Origin of the sequence: Paraperibacillus marinus (assembly GCF_046237605.1) — a bacterium.
Taxonomy (GTDB): Bacteria; Bacillota; Bacilli; order Bacillales; family DSM-1321; genus Paraperibacillus; species Paraperibacillus marinus.
Map to the genome: position 1 here is coordinate 1,168,702 of NZ_CP143542.1, position 21,646 is coordinate 1,190,347.

Here is a 21,646-nt window from a genome sequence, read left to right on the forward strand (position 1 = left end):
AACTCTAACCTCTTGGTTGGAGTTTTCTTTTTTTCGGCTTGAATTCTGTTATACTTAGAGGAACCGGTCTGTCCCGGCAAACAAATGGACCAGGGGGACAGTCTCAATAAAGCAGTTACGGGAGTCTATCAGATGGAAAAAGAATGGAATGTAAGTGAAGTCATGAGGCATGCGCGCCATGACTGGCTGAATAGAATCATGCTGATCAAGGGCAATTTAGACTTAAACAAGATAGATGGCGCAAAGTCGGTCATTGATCAGATCATAAGTGAATCCCAAAATGAAGCGATGCTCGGAAACCTGCATATGCCTTTATTTTCTGAGCTCATGCTGACAGGGAACTGGAACAGCCATCCCTTCAAGCTGGAATATGAGGTGCTCGAGGCGGATGGCCCATGTCCGGATTTTGATGGTCCGGCAGCCGCCTGGACAAGGAAGTTCTTTGAAGAACTGAAGTCGGACCTGGAACCGTTCAGCGAGAATAATCTGACAGTGTCCATTTATAAGGCAGATAAAAATATACGGTTTCTCTATGAGCTGCAGGGTAATATAACATCAGTAGAAAAGCTGGGGAAATTCATCGAGCGAACCAGGATGACCGGAGTCGAGGCAATCCTCCTGAAGATAGGCAGAAAAGAGCTTGCCATCGAACTTAAGGGATCTCTTTGAGATCATAAATGAACAAAATCAGCAGTGAATATACATACTTTTAAAAAGGAAGTGATGGAATGTTTGTCGATCAGGTCAAGGTATATGTAAAAGGCGGAGACGGGGGAAACGGGCTGGTGGCCTACCGCCGCGAGAAGTATGTTCCTAAAGGAGGACCGGCCGGCGGAGACGGAGGCAACGGTGCCAATGTGATTTTTGAAGTCGAAGAAGGTCTCAGAACCCTTATGGATTTCCGGTATCAGCGCCATTTTAAAGCGCCGCGCGGAGAGCACGGAATGTCTAAGAACATGCATGGACGGAATGCGGAGGATATGATAGTCAAGGTCCCGCCGGGCACTGTCATCATGGATGAAGATACCAAGGAAGTCATTGCCGATCTAACCGAGCACGGCCAGCGGGCTGTCATCGCGAAAGGCGGACGCGGGGGCCGCGGCAACAGCCGCTTCGCCACAGCGGCAAATCCAGCACCGGAGATCTCCGAAAACGGCGAACCGGGCCAGGAACGCTATATCGTCATGGAGCTTAAGCTGCTTGCAGATGTGGGGCTGGTCGGATTCCCGAGTGTTGGAAAGTCGACACTCCTCTCAGTGGTTTCTTCAGCAAAGCCTAAGATCGCTGAATATCACTTCACTACCATTGCGCCGAATCTCGGAGTTGTCGAAACAGAAGACAGCCGCAGCTTCGTCATGGCTGACCTTCCAGGGCTCATAGAGGGAGCTTCTGAAGGGGTGGGCCTTGGCCATCAGTTCCTCAGGCACATTGAGAGGACGAGGGTTATCGTCCATGTGATTGACATGTCAGGGCTTGAGGGCCGTGATCCTTATGATGATTATCTGACCATCAACAAAGAGCTTAAGGAATATAACCTGAGGCTCACTGAAAGGCCGCAGATTATTGCAGCCAATAAAATGGATATGCCCGATTCAGAAGAGAACCTGAAGGCCTTCATGGAAAAGGCAGGAAGCGGTCTGACCATCTTCCCAATCTCAACCATTACCCGCGAAGGAATACGCGACCTGTTATTTGAAGTCGCAGACAGGCTTGAGACCACACCTGAATTCCCGCTTCAGCATGAAGATGAAGTCGAAGAAGAAGGTGCAGTCAACCGGGTTATGTACAAGCATGCTACGCCGGATAAAGACTTTGTCATTTCCCGTGATCCTGATGGAACATTCGTGATTTCAGGCTTCAATATCGAAAAGCTGTTCAAGATGACCAACTTTAACCGGGATGAATCAATCAAGCGTTTTGCAAGGCAGCTCCGCGGCATGGGCGTGGATGATGCCCTGCGTGAAAAGGGTGCTGAAAACGGTGATATCATCAGGCTGCTTGATTACGAATTTGAATTTATCGAATAGGCGCCAGCCGGCTGTGAACGAAGCCGGGCTGCGGTTTGGGGGGCTGGCATGAGCAAGACTGATAAAAGATTTTATTTAGTGCGGGAGGATGTCCTTCCTGAGGCAATGCAGAAAACTCTGGATGCAAAAGAGCTCCTGGACCGGGGGAAAGCAGAATCGGTGCTGGAGGCTGTCCAGGCTGCCGACATCAGCCGGAGTGCTTTTTATAAATACAGAGATACTGTTTTTCCTTTCCATACCATCGTCAAGGAAAGGATCATCTCGCTTTTTTTCCACCTGGAGGACCGGTCGGGCACTTTATCCCAGCTGCTCGCGGTAGTGGCGGCGGCCGGCTGCAACGTGCTGACCATCCACCAGACAATCCCGCTCCAGAGCAGGGCAAATGTCACGCTGTCCCTCAATACCAATGGCATGCATTCGGATATTGAATATTTGCTGTCACAGCTCAGGAAGCTGGAATTTGTAGAAAAAGTAGAAGTCCTGGGAACAGGTGCTTGAAGAGGGTGTGCTGGCTTCGGCCGGCACACCCTTTTTGGATGGAATGGAGTCAGCGGTTGAAAAAATCTGAAAAATGGACTAAGATTAACAGTAATTTTTCATGGATAAGGGGAGATCATGTTGGGTTATACAATCGCATTTCTGGGGCCAAAAGCAACGTTTACAGACCTCGCAGCAGCAAAGCTGTTTCCCGGGGGTGCAAGAATCCCTCTTCTGACCATACCGGAGTGCCTGGATGCCGTTTGGGAGGAAGAAGCTGACATTGCTCTGATTCCGATAGAAAATACATTGGAAGGCTCCGTCAACATCACGCTTGACTATCTCGTTCATGAGGTAAACCTCCCGATACGCGGTGAGGTTACAGCCCCGATCAGCCAGCATTTCATGATCCATCCTGGCAATAAGGATGACTCGGGAAGTCTTGATGCCATTTATTCGCACTCCCACGCGATTGCCCAGTGCCACAGATTCCTGCATAAAGAACTAAAAGGAATTCCCTGTGAAACGGTGACTTCCACTGCTGCAGCAGCTAAATATGTGGCGGAGCATCCGGAGCTTAAGATAGCGGCAATCGCAAATGAACTGGCAGCCAGGGAATATGGCCTCGAAATCATTCAGAGGGATATCCATGATTTTGCCCATAATCATACCCGATTCATTGCTGTAGCAAAAAAAGAAATCAGCTTTAAGGGACAACTTGCAGCGATGAAGGGAACGAAAACGACCTTGATGGTAACCCTCCCGGCAGATCAGCCAGGGGCGCTTCACCAGGTTCTTTCCGCATTTTCCTGGAGGCGGCTCAATTTATCAAAGATTGAATCCCGTCCCATGAAGACAGGCCTCGGCAATTATTTCTTCATCATTGATATCAATATGGAGATGGACGAAGTCCTCATTCCGGGTGCTATGGCGGAGCTTGAGGCACTTGGCTGCAGTGTGAAGACGCTGGGCAGTTACCCGAGCTTTTTGATTACCGGTACAACGGAGGCGGCTGCAAGAGGGTAAATCGGCTGTGGTATTTTTTCTGCCTAATAATAAAGGAGATGAGCCGGCTCATCTCCTTTTGTTATTCAACCAGGTATCCTGCCTTCCTTAAGGCAGCTTCTGCCTTATCGAGTATATCAGCATTTGCGGCGGTGATGGTGTGCAAATGGATGCCGCCCGTCAATTCCGAGAGGTAAACAGCACGGGTTTCCTTGATTTTTTGCACGAATCCGTCGACTTCATTGCGGTTGGATACCATGATGGAGGCTGTAAGGTCGCCATATACAGGATGTTCAATTTTCACATCCTTGACGGTGGCGCCAAGATCCACGAGCATGTAAAGTTCATCTTTTGCTTCTTCCGGTTCATGCTGGCAGGCTATAATCCGCTCTGAAACCTGAGGGGAAGCAGGGGAGCTGAAGTACAGATAGCCCTGACTGGTGGCGATGATCGGTTCGTTCCGCGCCTTCAGGAGGGTGATATCCCCTACAATGATCTGCCGGCTGACATTCGCGAGCCTTGCCAATTCGGAGCCGGTTATGGGATTCGGGCTTTCTTTCAATAACTGAAGCAGCCTGGTCCGCCTGTTTTCCCCAAACAGCTTTTTCTCTTCTTTCATCTTCGGCCCTCCTTGGTTTTTTTGTATGAATCCATTCTATCACAGCTTCCCTGATATGATAATCTCCTGCTGAAGCCTGCTTGCCGTATCAATGAGAGCTTCCGAGACTGCCCTGATATCCGGGCTAAGGGTATCCCGCCCGAAGGAGATCCGGATGAGCTCCCGTGCCATGCTGTCCGTCCGCCCGAGGGCCTTCATGGTTTTAGAAGGCTTCTGGCTGCCGATCTGGCAGGCGCTTCCAGTCGAGATGGCAAAGCCCTTTCTGTTTAGTTCAAGCATCATATACTGCCCCTGTATCCCGGGAAAAGCCAGCCCGACTATGTAAGGAGCCTGCCTGGCAGACTGGAATACCTCGAAATCTATTCCTCCCTGGTGCAATTCAGAAATAAACTGTTCCCGCAGGCTTTTGAAGGTTTCGAGCTGCTGATCCCGCGCCGCCATAGCCTTTTTTGCTGCCGTGATGAATGACGCTATCGCAGGAACATTGACCGTTCCCTGCCTGTAGCCGAATTCGTGCTCCCCCTGTGTCAGGGGGGCAGGAAGGGTGCGGGGGAATATCAATGCTCCAATCCCTTTTGGCCCGTAAATCTTATGGGCGGAAATAGACAGGCTGTCAGCGGCTGATACAGCATCCGTCAGGTCGAGTTTTCCAAAGCTCTGCACGGCATCGACATGCAGGGGAGCGGAATGACTCCCCATCAGCCGCCGCAGCTCAGCCAGCGGCTGGATGCAGCCGATTTCAGGGTTCACATGCTGTATGGTTATGAGGGCAATATCTTCCCTCTTCAGTAACTCCGTAAAATGTGCCGTATTTACCCTCCCACCTCTATCATGCTTTGTGTACAGCACTTTGTATCCTCTATCTTCCAATGCGGTGAGTGTGCCGGCAATGGAGGAATGCTCGGTTCCGCTCGAAATGATCACCCGTTTTGAATTTGACTGTCCCTTAAGGAGGGTGTGGATGGCGAGGGAGTTGCTTTCTGAGCCGCCGCTTGTAAAGATGACCCTGTCAAATGAAGTGCCGATAAAAGCTGCAAGCTCCGTGCGGCATGCTTTGAGAAGGTTTTGGGCACGCGTTCCTTCATCATGCAGGCTTGATGCGTTTCCAAAAAAGTTTCTTGATGCCTCACAATAGACTTTAAGCGCTTCGGCATCAAGTGGGGTTGTAGCAGCATAATCAAAATATCTCATTTTCGTTACCTCGCCCATTTATCGTATTTTCAGACTGTAAAAAAACTCTTTTCTAAAAGTCTATTGTTTTATCAGTGCTGTGAGGAGCTTTTATTAAACCAGTTGATTGAAGCGGAAAGCGAGTACCTGCAGCGGAAATCAACTTTCTTTTCCAATAGCCACAATGTCTGCGAAAACAGCCATAAAAAAATCTCTTGTAAATAGTTTAATAATATGTAAACATATGTGTCAAGACACCTGTTATAACAGGAGGGCTGCATATGGAACATACTGACATAATCATAATAGGAAGCGGTATCGCTGCAATGAGTACCGCTATTGAAGCTGCCGTACATAAAAATGTGATAATAATCACAAAGTCCAGGCAGGATGAAAGCAATTCATTTCTCGCCCAGGGAGGAATTGCCGCAGTCACGGCTCCTGGCGATACAGTGGAAAAGCATGCAAAGGATACGATTGCGGCGGGCTGTGGATATAATAACCTCCCACAGGTTTATGATTTGGTGGAAAGCGGACCGGCAGCCATAGAAAGGCTGATTGAATCCGGCCTTCAATTTGACAGAAATGAGAGTGGGCAGCTTTCCCTTGGACTTGAAGGGGCGCATTCTGAAAGAAGGATCCTTCATTGCTGCGGAGATTCTACAGGCAGGAAGATCATGGAGCATATGCTCACACGGGCGGAAGATGAGACCCGTATTACCATCATTGAAAATGAAACAGCTGTGGAGCTGCTGGTGAACAGGGCTGGGGAATGCATTGGCACAGTCTGCAAGACAGAAGAGGGGTCTGTAAAGACTTATTATGCGCAGCACGTGGTACTGGCTACAGGGGGGATGGGTGCCTTATTCCAGTTTACTTCCAATGCTCCGTCTGCCACCGGTACCGGACTTGCCATGGCCTTAAAAGCAGGAGCAGAACTTGTTGATATGGAATTCATCCAATTTCATCCCACCCTTTTATATGTGGACGGGAAAACACGGGGGCTGATATCCGAAGCTGTCCGCGGGGAAGGAGCAGTGCTGGTCACTGCAGCAGGCACGCCGATCATGGAGGGGATCCACCCGCTTGGAGACCTGGCACCGAGGCATATAGTGGCACAGACCATTTTCAGCCATTTGGAAGCGGGTACAGCTGTTTATCTGGATATATCAGGCATTCCCGATTTCGGGAAAAAGTTTCCGGGGATAGCGGCGATATGCCGTACTGCAGGTGCAGAGCCTTCCCTGGGTAAACTTCCTGTTGCACCTGGCGCACATTTCCTTATGGGAGGAATCAAAACCGGCCCCGCCTGCATGACATCAGTGCCCTTTTTATATGCAGTGGGTGAAGCTGCGTGTACAGGGGTTCATGGAGCGAACCGCCTTGCCAGCAACTCGCTGCTTGAGGGACTTGTCTCAGGAACCAGGCTTGGCATCCATTTAGCGGAGGCAGGGTCCAGGAAATATGATACAGCTCCTGTCCCGCGAAGAACGGTTAATAATGCTTTAAAGCTCCCGGAACAGCGGATGCTTAGGGAAATGATGATGAAGCATTGCGGAATTACAAGAGACCAATCCGGACTGGGGCTGCTATGCAGCTGGCTTGAGAGCTTTGATTTATATGAAGTGCTGCATGGGGATCTTTCAGGCCTGGGGCTGGAAGATAGTCTGGATGCCATGAACCTGGTTACAGCCTGGACGGCAGCCAGGGCAGCCCTGGCCCGGACAGAAAGCCGGGGAAGCCATTACAGGGAAGATTTTCCGGAAGAAAACACAGAGTGGGCAAAGGCTGCTCTCACATGGGACACCCGGCGGCTGCAGGTATTTTTAGAAGGGAGAGAGTATGTTGAACAAAATTAAATTAAAGCAGATGCTGGAACAATTCTTCATAGAGGATATTGGGGAGCGCGATATCACAAGCGACTTGTTGTTCGATGCGGAGTCCAGCGGCGAAATCTCGTTTATTGCAAAAGCGGAGGGGATTTTTGCCGGGAGGGCAGTCATTGAGGAAGGATTCCGGCTGATGGATAACGGGGCGGACATCAGTGTCTTTGTCAGGGACGGAGAGCGCATCGGGGCTGGGGAGGTACTGGCATCCGTCTATGGGAATATGGGGTCACTCCTCAAGGGAGAAAGGGTCATTCTTAATCTAGTCCAGCGGATGAGCGGCATAGCCACCAATGCCAGGCGGGCTTCGGATAGGCTGGAGGGATCCGGGATCAAGATCTGTGACACAAGGAAAACGACCCCAGGGCTGCGGATGCTTGAAAAATACGCAGTTACATGTGGAGGTGCCTATAATCACCGGATGGGATTATCAGATAGTGTCATGATCAAGGATAATCACATCTCATTTGCAGGATCGATTACAGCCGCTGTGGAGAAGATCAAGGAGAAGATCGGGCATACTGTCAAAATCGAAGTGGAGGCAGAATCCTACGAAGAAGTTGCCGAAGCTGTGGCTGCAGGAGCTGATATCATCATGCTCGACAATATGACTCCACAATTAATGAAGGAATGTGCTGCCATAATCCCGCAGGATATCATCATTGAGGCTTCGGGGGGAATCACTCTTGATAATCTGGCAGATTACAGGGAAACCGGAGTGGATGTCATATCACTTGGGTATCTGACACACTCGGTACAGGCGCTGGATATCAGTGCCAAAGCAGGAGTGAATATAGTAAGGGAGAGCTATCAATGAACATACTTGAAGCAGTTCAAATCCGGCATGCCATGATCCCTGAGAGGTACCTTTCAATGCCAAGAAGGGAAATGGAGCAGCGGGTTCTTGAAATAAAGGAAAAGCTGGGCAAAGCCCTCTTTATTCCCGGGCATCATTACCAAAAGGATGAAGTAATAAAATTTGCGGATGCCACAGGAGATTCCCTGCAGCTCGCCCAAATCTCAGCTGCAAATAAAGATGCCAGGCACATTGTATTCTGCGGCGTGCATTTTATGGCAGAAACAGCCGATATCCTGACGGATGACAGCCAGACAGTGGTCCTTCCTGATATGCGTGCCGGCTGTTCCATGGCTGATATGGCCAATCTCACCCAGACCGAGAAAGCGTGGACTGAGCTCCAGGCAGTTTACGGGAACACCATCATCCCTCTTACATATGTGAATTCCACGGCTGATATCAAGGCTTTCGTGGGCAGGCATGGCGGGGCAACGGTGACTTCCTCCAATGCACATAAGATGGTAGAATGGGCATTTACTCAGAAAAAGAGAATTCTCTTTCTGCCCGATCAGCATCTGGGGAGAAACACAGCCTATGACCTTGGCATCCCATTAAAGAATATGGGCGTATGGGATCCCTATGCAGGCAGACTGATCATGGATGAAAATGGTGATCCGGGGGGCGCGGGGGTCATCTTGTGGAAAGGGCATTGCTCGGTCCATGAAAACTTCACCATCCATAATATCGAACAAATCCGCAAAGAAAAACCGGAGATGAATATTATCGTCCATCCTGAATGCAGGAGGGAAGTCACAGCGCTCTCTGATTACAGCGGATCGACGTCCTATATCATCCAAAAGATCGATGAGGCTGCACCTGGCACACAATGGGCAGTCGGAACAGAAATGAACCTCGTGAACCGGCTGAAACAGATGCATCCGGATAAAGAAATTATCTCGCTTAACCCGCAAATGTGCCCATGCCTGACCATGAACCGGATCGACCTTCCGCACCTGCTCTGGTCACTGGAATGCATAGAAAAAGGAAGCCCCCAGAATGAAATAAAAGTGGATCAGGATACCTCCGAGTTCGCCATCCTGGCTTTAAACAGGATGCTTGAATATGTATGAGACTTTCGTGAACTCTGCCCGTTTACTCTCGGGCAGGTTTTTTTTTTTAGTGAATATTAAAAAAAGACTGTTGTTTTTTAATGAGTTCTGCCAATAGCCACAATGTATGCGAAAACACCTTTTTAATGGAGGAAAGAAGCCGGGAGAATTTCTGCAGACTCCTTCCCATTATGTATTTATTTCCCTCCAGCCTTCTAAAACAAGCGGCAGGGGCATAAGTTTTCATGAAAATAATGTTAGCACTTTGCCCAGTTCCTCATAGGATATAAGGACATTTGCATAGGAGGGAAGACATCTTGAAAATTCATATTGCAAAAAAAGGGGATACGCTCTGGAATCTCTCAAAGAAATATGGAGTGAATTTCGAAGAGTTAAAAAAGCTGAATTCTCAATTGAGCAATCCAGATATGATCATGCCTGGTATGAAGATAAAAATCCCCGGGACAGCCAAACAGCTGAAAACTGAAGCAGCGCCGGGAGCAAAAATCAACTACAATGCAAAAGAGTCACCGAAGGGAGGAGCGCTTCCATTCAAAGAGCAGCCTAAACCGGTTAAGGAGGCTCCGATCCAGCCTGCCCCGGCCATGCAGACGGCCCCAAAGCCTGAAGCATTTCCGGCTGCCCCCCCAGTCATTAGCCAGGCTGCACAGCCAGAAATGAATGTAACCGATATTAATAATTATTATATGGTCAATATGGCTGAAATGTCTGTGCAGCCGCCTAAGCCTGCACCTAAACCGCCTAAAGCGCCAAACGTCATGCCCCCCAAGAAAAAAGAGCTGAAAATGGAATCGCCGGAGTCGCCGGAGTCGCCGGAGTCGCCGGAATCTCCGCCGAAAATGCCAGTAATGGCAGCACAGCAGGAGTGTGTACCCATCACGCCTGTTATGCCGGGAACAGGATTCTGTGATGGGCCGGCAGCACCCATGGGGGGCATGTTCCCCCAGATGCCTATGTATCAGCAGCCCTATCAGCCGCAGGTTCAGGGAACATATATGCAGCAGCCAGTCCTGCCGGGAATGCAGGGAACATATATGCAGCAGCCACACATGATGCAGGAAGAAAGCTCCAGCATCATGGAGTCATCTTCTTCTATGGCCGGAACCGGCCACCAGCATGATCCGGGCGGATACAGCCATTATTACCAAATGTACGGAGGAGGGCATCAACATATGCCGTATGCAGGGAAGAGTGGGGGGATGAATCCTTATGGACACCACCATGAGTCATCCAGCTCATCATTTGAATCAAGCAGTATGCCAAAGCATTCCATGTATTATGGCAATCTAATGCATGGCGGACAGCAGTATGCCCCGCAGCAGGTGATGGGCCAGTATGCCCAGCCAACTGCCCAGGCCGGCGGGGATTGTGGGTGCGGAAGCCCTGCTCCGGCCGCTTATTCACAATCTTTGACTAATCCAGGACAACAAATGGGAGGAATGGAATCTATGGATCCACAAGGAATGATGGGACAGTCAGGATACGGGGGAAGCCCTTATGGGGGCCAGATGGGTCAGCCGGGATACGGAGGAAGTCCTTACGGAGGGCAGATGGGCCAGCCGGGATATGGAGGAAGTCCTTACGGAGGGCAGATGGGCCAGCCGGGATATGGGGGAAGCCCATACGGAGGGCAGATGGGCCAGCCGGGATGTGGGGGAAGCCCATACGGAGGACAGATGGGCCAGCCGGGATATGGAGGAAGCCCATACGGAGGACAGATGGGCCAGCCGGGATACGGGGGAAGCCCATACGGAGGGCAGATGGGCCAGCCGGGATACGGGGGAAGCCCGTACGGAGGGCAGATGGGTCAGCCGGGATACGGAGGAAGCCCGTACGGAGGGCAGATGGGTCAGCCAGGATATGGAGGAAGCCCGTACGGAAGCCAGATGGGCGAGTCTGCTGACGGAAGCCCTTATGGGGGGCAGATGGGCCAGCCGGGATATGGGGGAAGTCCGTATGGAGGGCAGATGGGCCAGCCGGGAACCGGAGGAAGTCCGTATGGAGGGCAAATGAGCCAGCCAGGGACTGGGGGAAGCCCATACGGAGGGCAGATGGGCCAGCCGGGATATGGGGGAAGCCCGTACGGTGGCCAGATGGGCCAGCCGGGATACGGGGGAAGTCCGTATGGAGGCCAGGCGGGCCAGCCGGGAATGAGGAATCCATTTGAAGCTGGTCCGGCACCGTTTGCTCCCTACCCTTTCTATGGTCCACCCGGCTTCGCAGATGAAAGTGAGGATTATGGGCGTTAATAAAAAGGGAGACAGCGCCTTTCGCGCTCGTCTCCTTGCTTATTTGAAGCAAAATGGGATCGAACCCCAAAAAATAGAAAAAATCAGGAATAATGTCTTCAAAATCCAGGCAAAAAGGAAAACCTTTTTTATAAAGGGTTTTTCAAACAAGAGAAAGTACCAGATTCAGCGCTCTTTCACTAAGCTCGTGAAGGAACATGGATTCCATAAAACGTATTCGTTCCTTTTTTCCTTGACTCCGCTTGAATACCAGGGATCTCATTTTGCGCTGTTAGAGTATTTAAAACCGCATAAGGATGTGTTCCGTTTCCATTCGAGGACTGACCGCGAAGAAGGGCTGGCACTGCTTGGGGAGCTCCATAAAGCAAGCGGAAAAGTATTGGGGGATAAAAGGTTTTCCTTTTCAATCCCGAGGTATAACCAGAGTGCCAAATGGACTGAGCGCCTGGAAGAATTTAAGAAAATAACCCATATCGTCGCGGAATATGTGCCCCCTTCCATCATCAAAAGGGTCATTGCCTGGGCGGAATGGTCGCTTGCGGGGCTGAAGGAAAACGAAACGCGGCTGTACGATCAGCCTGAGGTGATCACTCATGGAGATGTTGCCTATCACAATTTTCTGAGGGTAGAGTCGGGTGAATTGTACCTGATAGACTGGGATCTGCTCTCCAAATCCCCGGCCATAACAGATTACCTGCAATATGCAAACCGGATTCTTCCTGCGATTTCATATTCGCTGGAGGAATTATGGTCTTATCATGCTTTTAAGAAGCTCCAGGAAAATCCTGCATTTTTATATGGGCTGTGCTACCCGACGGATATCCTGCGGGAATGGAACAGACTGGCAAGGGATCACAAAATTTTAAGCCAGCACCATATCCATTCAGTATGGAAGCTGACAGTGGAAGATTTTGAGCAGCGGTCCCGCTTTCAGCGCCGGCTCGCACGGCAGATCAAGTATTTGGAAAGTAAAATCTCTCCTTAAAATGTCAGGTGGATATCCCCCTTTTTAACAAATACTATCATCGAGCAGCTGATGCTCAGTGAATAAAAGCAAAAGGGGGACTTCACCTGAAAAAGCTTGGAACTGGATTGATTCTCCTGTTCCTGATGGTGTCCGCTGGCTGCAGCCGGGATGACCAGGCTGAATATGGAGTAAATGGAAGCCATCCTGTATATGAGGATGGGACGGATATGGTTTCCAATAATGCGTATGGTGTGATTCCGCGCATGTTTAATATACAGTCACGTCATAGGGACAAGCCCAATCAGGAAAAGTATTATAAAGACAAAAATGCAGCGGTATATCAGGGCGATGGACATGTAAGCCGAGATAAAAATTATCATGATCACCTGGGGCGGGCAAAACCGGGAGGAGCCATGAGCGTGCGTCCTTCCTATTACAATGCATATGAAGGAAGGCTCACTCAAAAGCTGGAGCGGAAAGCCATACAGAATCATAATGTGAGCACAGCCAGGGCAGCTGTATATAAAGACCGGGTAATTATTGCCGTTGTTTTATTCAAGGATGAAAATAAAGCCTTAACTCAGAAAGAGCTGCAGGAAGCGCTCCAGAGCACAGCAGGCGGCCGTGAATTGACTGTGGTGACCGACCGGGGGACGTACAGCCGGATCGAAACACTTGATAATGATCTAAGGGATGGTGGGCCGAGAAGCCTTGTCAATTCCGATCTTAAGGACCTCTTCAGGAATGTCAGGGGAAATAAATGGTATGGAGAATAAGGTTACAGCCCTATAAGAGCCGGCCTGCTTCTGCTGCCGTACAATAGGCGGGCGGAATGGAGCCCTATTGTACGGTTGAAGCGGCCGGTCCTTTCTTTGTAGATTTTATGATTGTGCTGGCTGGGTTTGATAGCTGAAGAGGGCGGTAATCTTTGCCGTAATCTGATTTTGACCAGGCTCAATCGGTACAGTTTTTGCAGCAAAGGCAGCCGTGCTTATGCCCATCACCTGATCCCCGCCGCCGCTTGTATGTTCAATGATTTCAAGAGGCTGTGGAATGATCCTGGCCTGGACGGAGGCTGCGAGTGCAGCCGCCTTCTTCTGTGCATCCTGGACAGCAAGAGACAGCGCCTTCAGATAATACTTCGCTGAGCTCGATACCTCGAAAGCTGGACCAGCAATATAATTGGCCCCGCTCCTTACGGCTTCATCCATCACTTTTCCAGCTGACAGAGTGCCGGGTACACGTATGTCCAGGATATGGGTCACTTTATAGCCCTTCATGGTCTGCTTTCCTTCTGTATAATCGTATAAGATTTCCAGGCGGTAATCCTGTGTCTTAATATCCTTTCTTTCTATCCCAAGCTGCAGAAGGGCAGAAATGACCGCTGCGGAAGCTTCGGAATTATCAGCCTGGACGGCTGCAGCATTTTTCCCTTCCGTTATGACTCCTGCCTGCAGTGAGGAGCGGTCTGGCAGGACATTGATTGTTCCTGAACCGTTTACTCTGATAACAGGTGTCCTGGCGTGTTTTATCATATCAATCTCCCCTTTGTTTTTCTCCTACTATATGACAGGGGGCAGGCAGGAATGACCGTCGGGGACTTCCGCACTGGACAGATTGGATATTCTGGGTGATACTGGGCAGAATAAATCCTAAGTCGATGCTAAAAAGGTGGTTGCTATGAAAAAATATCTGTTCTTTTTATTATGTCTGCTGGGCGGTTTTTGCCATGGGGCCTCCTCCTCATTCGCGTGCGGGGAAGATGTGAAGGGAAATATTGCTGCAGGGGCTTCAGGCCATAGCTTGCAGAATCCTCAAATGCGGGAAGTCATTCTGCAGAGAGTTTATGTAGATGGTGATGTGAGTGAAGAAAAGATCAAGGAGCGGATTTGGTCCATGGAGGATTTTTTCGCCCAATATACAGGCTGGGAACTTGTAGCCCAAAATAAAAAGCAAATTATATTGAAAAAGCCGGTGAATGATATATCTCCTCTGCTGAAATCCAATGGCTATTTTGGGCTCAGTGATGGCGGAACCCTCTCTATCTTCAATGGCCGGCCAAGGGAATATCGTATTATCCAATCCTTTTTTCAGCTTGATATGAGAAAACTGGAAGGATCCCGGCAAAGGCAGCTTACGGATGGCATCAAGATTTCTGACAGACAACAATATAATGAAGTGATTGAAACCTTTAAATCATATTCAAAGTGAAAGGGCTGCCCGGCAGGCAGCCTTTTATCGCTGTATAAATAAGAACAAATGTTCACATCCTTGCTGTGTTTTTTATAAACTTCTTACGGATTGTATGGTAAAATGGTGTACAGCAAAACAGAGGAGCGAACACATTTGTACGATTTTATCAAAGGAACAGTGGAGTATATTGGGCCTGAATATATGGTCATTGAGAATAATGGGATCGGGTATCAAATCATGGCACCTAATCCTTTTGTTTTTTCAAAAAAAGGACATGCAGAAGTCAAAGTCTTTATTTATCATCACGTTAGAGAGGATATCGCAGCCCTCTACGGCTTTGAAACACGCGAAGAAAAAGCGCTGTTCACAAAACTCCTGAACGTAACGGGAATCGGGCCAAAGGGGGCGCTCGCTATCCTTGCATCAGGACAGGTCGGACAGGTGGTGCAGGCCATTGAAAATGAAGATGAGAAGTTCCTGGTGAAATTCCCGGGAGTAGGGAAGAAAACGGCAAGGCAGATTGTCCTCGACCTGAAAGGAAAGCTTGAGCATGTAGTGCCTGAATATTTCCCCAATTTATTCAATGATAATGCTGAGCGCTTTATCGGCAGCAGTCATCCAGAGGAGCTGGAGGAGGCTGTTCTTGCGCTGAAGGCCTTGGGATACTCTGACAAGGAAACCGCCAGGGCAGCAAAAGAACTGGCTCGGGAAAACCTGACCACTGAAGAGTACATAAAGCGTGCCCTGCAGACTCTTTTAAGATAGAAGGTGCATGTTATGGATGACAGAATAGTAAACCAGGAAGCAGACTCTGCCGAACTATCATATGAGTTAAGTCTGCGTCCTCAGAATTTAAGGCAGTACATCGGGCAGGACAAGGTGAAATCCAATCTTGAAATCTTCATAGAGGCTGCGAGAATGCGGTCTGAGACGCTTGATCATGTCCTGCTGTACGGTCCGCCGGGTCTTGGTAAAACAACCCTTGCGGCAATCATCGCGAATGAAATGGGTGTGAATCTCAGGACGGCTGCCGGTCCTGCTATCGAGAGGCCGGGAGATCTTGCGGCCATCCTCAGCGCCCTGCAGCCGGGGGATGTGTTATTCATAGACGAGATCCACAGGCTGCCTAGAGCTGTAGAGGAAGTGCTGTATCCTGCGATGGAGGATTTCTGCCTGGACATAGTCATTGGGAAAGGGCCTGCAGCGCGGTCTGTAAGGCTTGATCTGCCTCCCTTCACACTGGTGGGAGCGACTACCAGGGCCGGCTCTTTATCCGCCCCGCTCAGGGACCGCTTCGGGGTCCTTAGCAGGCTGGAGTATTACACAGTGGAACAGCTGAAGCAAATTGTCGTACGGACAGCTGAAATCCTGGAGACTGAAATCGATGGGGAAGCGGCAGATGAAATAGCGAGAAGATCCAGGGGAACACCCAGGATCGCCAACCGCCTCTTAAGGAGGGTCCGTGACTTCGCACAGGTTAGGGGGAACGGGCTTGTCACAATGGCAATGGCCGGTCAGGCCCTGGAATTGATGCAGGTGGACCGTTTAGGACTGGATCATATTGACCATAAATTACTTAAAGGGATCATTGAGCGTTTCAGGGGCGGTCCGGTGGGGCTGGATACTATTTCAGCCACCATAGGGGAGGAATCCCATACGATCGAGGATGTATATGAACCTTACCTGCTGCAGATCGGGTTTATCCAGAGAACACCTCGCGGAAGGATTGCCACCCCGCTCGTGTACGAGCATTTTAATATCGAGATGCCGACTGCATAGGATGGTGTGTGTTTTATTTGCATAATGAGAGCATGAATATGGTATGCTGAAAATTGCTGGCTGCCGGCCGGCCTATAGAAGCTGCAAAGAACGGAAGTGTAAAAATGAAGGTAGATTTATTTGATTTTCATTTGCCTGAAGAGCTGATTGCCCAGACTCCACTCGAACAGAGAGCGGAGAGCAGGCTCATGGTTCTTGACAAAGAAACGGGCGAGATCAGCCACGAGGTATTCAAAAATATTAAAGATTATCTGCGGCCTGGCGACAGTCTGGTCCTTAATGATACAAAAGTGCTCCCCGCAAGACTTCTTGGCGTCAAAGCGGATACAGGCGCAAAGATAGAGGTCCTTCTGCTGAAACAGCAGGGAGGCGATAAATGGGAAGCACTGGTCAAACCGGCCAAACGAATCAAAGAAGGAACAGAAATCGTCTTTGGGGGAGGCAGGCTCAAAGCAGTGTGCGAAGCACTTGGCGACCATGGGGGAAGAATCCTTCATTTCAGCTATGATGGAATCTTTTATGAGGTGCTGGAAGAGCTCGGCCAGATGCCCCTGCCGCCTTATATAAAAGAACAGCTGGAGGATCAGGACCGCTATCAGACCGTATACGCACGGGAACGTGGCTCTGCCGCAGCACCGACCGCGGGACTTCATTTCACTGAACAGCTCCTTGAGGAAATCAAGGAAATGGGGGTCCATATTTCGTTTATTACTCTGCATGTCGGACTTGGAACCTTCAGGCCGGTCAGTGCCGAGGATGTAGATGAGCATGAAATGCACTCGGAGTATTTTATAATGACAGAGGGCACAGCACGGCTGTTGAATCAGGTAAAGGAAGAGGGAGGGCGCATCATCACGGTGGGCACCACTTCGACAAGGACCCTGGAATCCATAGCAGCAAAAAACAGCGGTGAATTCAGGGAAGATTCCGGCTGGACGAATATATTTATCTATCCAGGATATGAGTTCAAGGCAATTGACGGAATGATCACAAACTTCCACCTGCCAAAATCCACACTCATTATGCTTGTGAGTGCGCTGGCGGGAAGAGAAAATATTTTAAATGCTTATAATGCGGCTGTAGAGGAACGCTACCGTTTCTTCAGCTTTGGGGATGCCATGTTTATCAAATAAACGAGGCACAATGGAAGGAGATACAAGAGTGAACCCTATTAGATACGAACATATTAAAACATGCAAACAGACAGGGGCGAGGCTTGGGATCGTACATACTCCGCACGGCTCCTTTGAGACTCCCGTGTTTATGCCGGTGGGGACAATGGCGACAGTCAAAACCATGTCGCCTGAAGAACTGACAGCCATGGGAGCGGGGATCATCCTCAGCAATACCTATCACCTGTGGCTGAGACCCGGCAATGACATTATAAGGGAAGCGGGCGGCCTGCATAAATTCATGAATTGGGACAAGGCCATCCTTACAGATTCAGGCGGTTTCCAGGTATTCAGTTTGAGTGAATTCCGGAAGATTGAAGAAGAGGGAGTCCACTTCCGCAACCACTTGAACGGGGACAAGCTGTTCCTTTCACCAGAGAAAGCGATGCAGATTCAAAATGATCTCGGTTCTGATATCATGATGGCCTTTGATGAATGTCCGCCATTCCCGGCTACCCATGAATATATGAAGAAGTCTGTTGAACGTACCTCCCGCTGGGCCGAACGCTGCCTGAACGCGCATGGCCGGCCGGGTGACCAGGGGCTGTTTGGCATCGTTCAGGGCGGAGAATATGAAGATCTGCGCAGACAGAGTGCGATGGATCTCACTTCGCTCGATTTCCCGGGATATGCTGTCGGCGGTCTTTCAGTGGGTGAGCCAAAGGATGTCATGAACAGGGTGCTTGAATTTACCACTCCGCTTCTGCCGGCGGACAAGCCCCGGTATCTGATGGGTGTCGGTTCCCCGGATTCTCTGATTGATGGTGCCATAAGAGGCATTGATATGTTTGACTGCGTCCTGCCGACCCGGATAGCAAGGAACGGCACATTGATGACAAGCGGCGGCAGGGTGGTCATAAAGAACGCCAAGTATGCCAGAGATTTCGGTCCGCTTGACGAAAATTGCAGCTGCCACGTCTGCCAGAATTACTCAAGAGCCTACATCCGCCATTTAATCCGCTGTGAAGAAACATTGGGAATTCGTCTAACGACTTATCATAACCTTCATTTTCTGGTAAACTTAATGGAGCAAGTCAGACAGGCTATCAGGGAAGACCGCCTTGGCGACTTCAGAGAAGAATTCTTTGAGCGCTACGGCTTCAATAAACCGGATGCCAAGAATTTTTAATCAAAGGAGGTTGAAGATATGGGTTCATTAGGTTCATTACTGCCATTGCTGTTAATGTTTGTATTGTTTTATTTCCTGCTGATCCGTCCGCAGCAAAAGCGTCAAAAAGCTGTCCAGACCATGCAGGGAGGCCTTGCGAAGGGAGACAAAATTGTCACCATCGGCGGGCTTCACGGAATTGTGGATTCTCTTGATGAGAACAAGATGGTTATCCGCTGCGGCGACGGCAGCAGGCTTACATATGACCGTGCGGCTGTCCGTGAAGTAACGGAAAAGGCACAGGAAGCAAGTGTTTCACTGGAAAAATAAAAGAACAGCGGCTGTCCCTCCGGGGCTGCCGCTGTTTTTTTATTTAGTCGAACTTGTACTTATATTGACCCCAAGGATTGCACCCATCATGGCGGTGACTATAAAGCAGGTATGATAAATCAGCTGTTTCAATGAAAAGAGTGAATCATGTCCCAGGTATTGAAACAGCAAAATGATGACGCTGTAGAGCAGGCCCGTCCCCCCGCCAATGAGCCAGCCCTGCCTTTTTCCCTTGCCGCCGGTAATGAAGCCTCCAAGGAACATGGATATAAAGGATACAATCATAACCGGATATGTTAAGGAGGCTTCAGTCAATGATGTGAACCTTAATAATATGGAAAAGATAAAACTGGCCAATGCTGCCATCATGAAAATTGAACCGACACCAAAAAGTACTGCGCTCCCTATTTTCCTAGACTCCACCTGTCCCACTCCCTCAAATAGATATAAAAGTCATACTGCTGAATTCATGGTCTGTTTTACTTACAGCAGCGGCCTGCATCCCCTGTTTCCCTACATGCATATTCAAATGAAACGGTAATTAGAAGTCCAAGCTTATAAATTCATGACCGTCTGTAAAATAAGGCAAGCAGCATGTTTCCGAATAACGGGATTCTTTTTGTTTCCTCCCGGCTCATGAGTCTGCACAGGAACATCAGTATGATGAATAAGAGGGCCATCACCCCGACAGCAAGCAGGAGGCGGATTGCTGCAGTTGTGTCGTTCAGGATATGGTAATAAATCCAGTGTCCGGCTGCGCAAACAGGGACAAGGATGAGAAAGGTGAAAAAGTAGGGCCTTATATGGATGCTCATATTGATTTTTTTCATGATGGTCGCATAGTGGAGCATCGTCACAAGCACTGTGCCGACTGCAATCCCGGCTGCGGCACCCATGATCCCGAAGGCTTCCTGAGAGGCAAAGATGAAGATGACAGCTGTCTTTAATACAGCGCCGATTAAACTGTTGTACATGGCGGCCCTGGCCATGTTCAATGCCTGCAGGGCTGCCTGCAGCGGGGCCTGATAATAGGAAAAGATAAAGAACGGAGCCAGGAATTTAATAAATACCGCAGCATGCGATGTACCGTACAGGGCCTCCATGAGCGGATCGGCCAGGATGTACAGGATGGCTGCGGAAAGGGCGCCGGTCAAGAAGGAAAACCGGAGTGCCTGCTGCAGCCGGTGCTCAACAAGCCTCCCGTTCCCCGAATAGTTGGCCTCGCTCAGGGCCGGAATCAAGGAAGTGGATAGAGAATAGGTCACAAAGGAAGGCAGCATTAAAAGCGGCAGGGCGTAGCCTGTTAATTCCCCGTACTGTCTTGTGGCAAGAGAGGATGCGACACCTGCCATAGCCAGGCTCTGTGCCACCACAATGGGTTCTGCAAACCATGACAGCGACCCAATCAGCCGTCCCCCTGTTGTTGGGAGGGCTACTTCCATCAATTCCTGGAATGTGCTTTTTCCTGACTTGACCGCCTGAAAGAAGTTACGGCGGAAGCGGAAATGTTTCTTAAGCTTGAACATGGCAAGAAGATACAAGAGCGACACCAATTCTCCAATCACATTCGCACTCATGGCCGCAGCTGCGGCATATTCCACCCCATACGGGAGGAACTTGACAGTAAGGAATGCGACAAGCGATATCCTCACAACCTGTTCGAGCACCTGAGAGTAGGCGGCCGGCTTCATATTCTGCCTGCCCTGGAAGTATCCCCTGAGTACCGAAGAAACAGCGACGATTGGAATGATGGGCACCATCGCAAGCAGCGGATAGACGATGCGTGTATCGGTAAACAGGTATTTGGACAGGACGGGAGCGCAGACTGCGAGAATAGGGGTGAAAATGATACTCAGCCCGAGGGTGGTGCTCAGTGAGACGACAAGAATCTTTTTTACCTTTTTCTCATTATTGCTTGCCGCTGCTTCGGCGACGCATTTTGAAATGGCAACAGGGAGGCCGAGCTGTATGATAGAGATGACCAGGATGAGGGTGGGGAAGGCCATCATGAACAGCCCCACGCCTTCTTCCCCTATGGATCTGGCGACGACAATTCTATTAATAAATCCAAGAATTCTTGTAATCAAGCCAGCTGCCAGAAGAATCATGGTTCCTTTCAAAAACTTTGACAACGACAATCCCTGCCTTCTCAAAAATAGTGAATTCATATACAATTAACTATATGCATCAGGGTGGACAAAGCATGACAGGCCATTTTAAAAACTCAACGTATCAGGGGAACCGAAACTGTAAATAACTGACGGAATGGAGCGTTTCATATGAATGCAGAGCATCCATATCAGCATTATAGAGAGAAGGTCAGGCCGGCACTGGACAGTAAGCTGGACGAATTTGCCCTGCTTGGTTATGGGGAAGTCAAGGAGGACGAATTGTGGCTCTATCTGACCAGAAAGAAATGGAAGAAGCCGAAGGAAGACATCCGCCTTTTTGAAGTTGTAGAGGATATTCTTTCGCTTACAGTGAGTGAATTTATGAATTTTACGACGATTGAAGCCTTTAAGCAGCCCTCGATTTTCAGTGCAGAAGGAAAAAAAGAGCTGAAAGACCTGTTATTTTAGTCATGTTTTAAAAATAGCAAATTGACAGTGAATTTAAATTGAATCATAATGTTCTTTGTGATGGTTTTTACTGCCAGCAAAAGGTAAATATGCGAGACAACGCCTGGCAGGCGCCAGGCTTTCTTTAGATCGTTTATATCTTCATAGGGTCAGGAGTGA

The 21,646-nt window shown here is 49.4% G+C and carries 22 protein-coding genes; 17 read left to right on the top strand and 5 right to left on the bottom strand.

What is annotated here, in order from left to right:
- The first annotated feature begins 132 nt into the window (after nt 1-132).
- From V1498_RS05835 to pheA, 4 genes are all read left to right on the top strand, one after another.
- Nucleotides 133-669, top strand: coding sequence for a Spo0B C-terminal domain-containing protein (locus V1498_RS05835; RefSeq protein WP_409297462.1), 537 nt, complete (start codon nt 133-135; stop codon nt 667-669).
- 59 nt (nt 670-728) lie between these two features.
- Nucleotides 729-2,027 carry a GTPase ObgE gene (gene obgE / locus V1498_RS05840; protein ID WP_409297464.1) on the top strand — a complete coding sequence of 433 codons (1,299 nt, stop codon included), beginning with the start codon at nt 729-731 and terminating at the stop codon, nt 2,025-2,027.
- A gap of 48 nt (nt 2,028-2,075) precedes the next feature.
- Complete coding sequence (locus V1498_RS05845; RefSeq protein WP_409297466.1) at nt 2,076-2,525, top strand: ACT domain-containing protein; 450 nt, start codon at nt 2,076-2,078, stop codon at nt 2,523-2,525.
- A gap of 117 nt (nt 2,526-2,642) precedes the next feature.
- Nucleotides 2,643-3,530 (top strand): prephenate dehydratase, encoded by an 888-nt coding sequence (gene pheA, locus V1498_RS05850; protein WP_409297468.1) that lies wholly within the window; start codon nt 2,643-2,645, stop codon nt 3,528-3,530.
- A 61-nt stretch (nt 3,531-3,591) separates the two neighbouring features.
- On the opposite strand, the gene V1498_RS05855 is transcribed toward pheA, so the two are convergent.
- Nucleotides 3,592-4,128 carry a transcription repressor NadR gene (locus V1498_RS05855; protein WP_409297470.1) on the bottom strand — a complete coding sequence of 179 codons (537 nt, stop codon included), beginning with the start codon at nt 4,126-4,128 and terminating at the stop codon, nt 3,592-3,594.
- A gap of 39 nt (nt 4,129-4,167) precedes the next feature.
- A complete protein-coding gene (locus tag V1498_RS05860; RefSeq protein ID WP_409297472.1) occupies nt 4,168-5,319 on the bottom strand; it encodes a cysteine desulfurase family protein in 1,152 nt (383 codons plus the stop codon).
- A 260-nt stretch (nt 5,320-5,579) separates the two neighbouring features.
- Here V1498_RS05860 and nadB point away from each other — a divergent pair, with 260 nt between their 5' ends.
- The 6 genes from nadB (at nt 5,580) to V1498_RS05890 (ending at nt 13,102) form a co-directional block, all read left to right on the top strand.
- Entirely contained in the window at nt 5,580-7,157 is a 1,578-nt protein-coding gene (gene nadB, locus V1498_RS05865; protein ID WP_409297473.1) for an L-aspartate oxidase, read from the top strand.
- Complete coding sequence (gene nadC / locus V1498_RS05870) at nt 7,144-8,001, top strand: carboxylating nicotinate-nucleotide diphosphorylase (protein ID WP_409297475.1); 858 nt, start codon at nt 7,144-7,146, stop codon at nt 7,999-8,001. Before nadB ends, nadC begins: the two co-directional genes overlap by 14 nt.
- Nucleotides 7,998-9,110 carry a quinolinate synthase NadA gene (gene nadA / locus V1498_RS05875; RefSeq protein ID WP_409297477.1) on the top strand — a complete coding sequence of 371 codons (1,113 nt, stop codon included), beginning with the start codon at nt 7,998-8,000 and terminating at the stop codon, nt 9,108-9,110. Before nadC ends, nadA begins: the two co-directional genes overlap by 4 nt.
- Nucleotides 9,111-9,406: 296 nt before the next feature.
- Complete coding sequence (gene safA, locus V1498_RS05880) at nt 9,407-11,359, top strand: SafA/ExsA family spore coat assembly protein (protein ID WP_409297479.1); 1,953 nt, start codon at nt 9,407-9,409, stop codon at nt 11,357-11,359.
- Nucleotides 11,349-12,344: a phosphotransferase gene (locus V1498_RS05885; RefSeq protein WP_409297481.1), complete on the top strand. Its 996-nt coding sequence runs from the start codon at nt 11,349-11,351 to the stop codon at nt 12,342-12,344. Before safA ends, V1498_RS05885 begins: the two co-directional genes overlap by 11 nt.
- Nucleotides 12,345-12,451: 107 nt before the next feature.
- The gene (locus tag V1498_RS05890) at nt 12,452-13,102 is read left to right on the top strand and encodes a YhcN/YlaJ family sporulation lipoprotein (RefSeq protein ID WP_409297483.1); all 651 of its coding nucleotides are present in this window, start codon (nt 12,452-12,454) and stop codon (nt 13,100-13,102) included.
- Between the two features lie 105 nt (nt 13,103-13,207).
- Here the strand turns inward: V1498_RS05890 and V1498_RS05895 are convergent, their stop codons facing one another.
- Complete coding sequence (locus tag V1498_RS05895; protein ID WP_409297484.1) at nt 13,208-13,861, bottom strand: SIMPL domain-containing protein; 654 nt, start codon at nt 13,859-13,861, stop codon at nt 13,208-13,210.
- A 145-nt stretch (nt 13,862-14,006) separates the two neighbouring features.
- Between V1498_RS05895 and V1498_RS05900 the strand changes: the two genes are divergently transcribed.
- The 6 genes from V1498_RS05900 to yajC all read left to right on the top strand — a co-directional run bounded on the left by V1498_RS05900 (nt 14,007) and on the right by yajC (nt 18,908).
- Nucleotides 14,007-14,537: a BofC C-terminal domain-containing protein gene (locus tag V1498_RS05900; RefSeq protein WP_409297486.1), complete on the top strand. Its 531-nt coding sequence runs from the start codon at nt 14,007-14,009 to the stop codon at nt 14,535-14,537.
- Between the two features lie 135 nt (nt 14,538-14,672).
- Complete coding sequence (gene ruvA / locus V1498_RS05905) at nt 14,673-15,284, top strand: Holliday junction branch migration protein RuvA (protein ID WP_409297488.1); 612 nt, start codon at nt 14,673-14,675, stop codon at nt 15,282-15,284.
- Nucleotides 15,285-15,296: 12 nt separating this feature from the next.
- A complete protein-coding gene (gene ruvB / locus V1498_RS05910; RefSeq protein ID WP_409297490.1) occupies nt 15,297-16,298 on the top strand; it encodes a Holliday junction branch migration DNA helicase RuvB in 1,002 nt (333 codons plus the stop codon).
- 104 nt (nt 16,299-16,402) lie between these two features.
- Nucleotides 16,403-17,431, top strand: a complete 1,029-nt coding sequence (gene queA / locus V1498_RS05915) for a tRNA preQ1(34) S-adenosylmethionine ribosyltransferase-isomerase QueA (RefSeq protein ID WP_409297492.1) — start codon at nt 16,403-16,405, stop codon at nt 17,429-17,431.
- A gap of 28 nt (nt 17,432-17,459) precedes the next feature.
- A complete protein-coding gene (gene tgt / locus V1498_RS05920; protein ID WP_409297493.1) occupies nt 17,460-18,599 on the top strand; it encodes a tRNA guanosine(34) transglycosylase Tgt in 1,140 nt (379 codons plus the stop codon).
- A gap of 18 nt (nt 18,600-18,617) precedes the next feature.
- Nucleotides 18,618-18,908 (top strand): preprotein translocase subunit YajC, encoded by a 291-nt coding sequence (gene yajC, locus V1498_RS05925; protein ID WP_409297495.1) that lies wholly within the window; start codon nt 18,618-18,620, stop codon nt 18,906-18,908.
- Nucleotides 18,909-18,947: 39 nt separating this feature from the next.
- On the opposite strand, the gene V1498_RS05930 is transcribed toward yajC, so the two are convergent.
- A complete protein-coding gene (locus V1498_RS05930; protein WP_409297496.1) occupies nt 18,948-19,331 on the bottom strand; it encodes a TIGR04086 family membrane protein in 384 nt (127 codons plus the stop codon).
- Nucleotides 19,332-19,471: 140 nt separating this feature from the next.
- Entirely contained in the window at nt 19,472-21,040 is a 1,569-nt protein-coding gene (gene spoVB / locus V1498_RS05935; protein WP_409297497.1) for a stage V sporulation protein B, read from the bottom strand.
- Nucleotides 21,041-21,187: 147 nt separating this feature from the next.
- Between spoVB and V1498_RS05940 the strand changes: the two genes are divergently transcribed.
- Nucleotides 21,188-21,487, top strand: a complete 300-nt coding sequence (locus tag V1498_RS05940; RefSeq protein WP_409297499.1) for a post-transcriptional regulator — start codon at nt 21,188-21,190, stop codon at nt 21,485-21,487.
- Nucleotides 21,488-21,646: the final 159 nt, after the last annotated feature.

Bases quoted from the DNA above. Each gene is read 5' to 3' on its own strand.
- nadB (WP_409297473.1), top strand. From the start codon at position 5,580: ATGGAACATACTGACATAATCATAATAGGAAGCGGTATCGCTGCAATG.
- nadA (WP_409297477.1), top strand. From the start codon at position 7,998: ATGAACATACTTGAAGCAGTTCAAATCCGGCATGCCATGATCCCTGAG.
- V1498_RS05900 (WP_409297486.1), top strand. From the start codon at position 14,007: ATGAAAAAATATCTGTTCTTTTTATTATGTCTGCTGGGCGGTTTTTGC.
- obgE (WP_409297464.1), top strand. From the start codon at position 729: ATGTTTGTCGATCAGGTCAAGGTATATGTAAAAGGCGGAGACGGGGGA.
- V1498_RS05885 (WP_409297481.1), top strand. From the start codon at position 11,349: ATGGGCGTTAATAAAAAGGGAGACAGCGCCTTTCGCGCTCGTCTCCTT.
- V1498_RS05855 (WP_409297470.1), bottom strand. From the start codon at position 4,128: ATGAAAGAAGAGAAAAAGCTGTTTGGGGAAAACAGGCGGACCAGGCTG.
- V1498_RS05845 (WP_409297466.1), top strand. From the start codon at position 2,076: ATGAGCAAGACTGATAAAAGATTTTATTTAGTGCGGGAGGATGTCCTT.
- V1498_RS05895 (WP_409297484.1), bottom strand. From the start codon at position 13,861: ATGATAAAACACGCCAGGACACCTGTTATCAGAGTAAACGGTTCAGGA.
- V1498_RS05860 (WP_409297472.1), bottom strand. From the start codon at position 5,319: ATGAGATATTTTGATTATGCTGCTACAACCCCACTTGATGCCGAAGCG.
- V1498_RS05940 (WP_409297499.1), top strand. From the start codon at position 21,188: ATGAATGCAGAGCATCCATATCAGCATTATAGAGAGAAGGTCAGGCCG.
- V1498_RS05835 (WP_409297462.1), top strand. From the start codon at position 133: ATGGAAAAAGAATGGAATGTAAGTGAAGTCATGAGGCATGCGCGCCAT.
- ruvB (WP_409297490.1), top strand. From the start codon at position 15,297: ATGGATGACAGAATAGTAAACCAGGAAGCAGACTCTGCCGAACTATCA.
- yajC (WP_409297495.1), top strand. From the start codon at position 18,618: ATGGGTTCATTAGGTTCATTACTGCCATTGCTGTTAATGTTTGTATTG.
- queA (WP_409297492.1), top strand. From the start codon at position 16,403: ATGAAGGTAGATTTATTTGATTTTCATTTGCCTGAAGAGCTGATTGCC.
- pheA (WP_409297468.1), top strand. From the start codon at position 2,643: ATGTTGGGTTATACAATCGCATTTCTGGGGCCAAAAGCAACGTTTACA.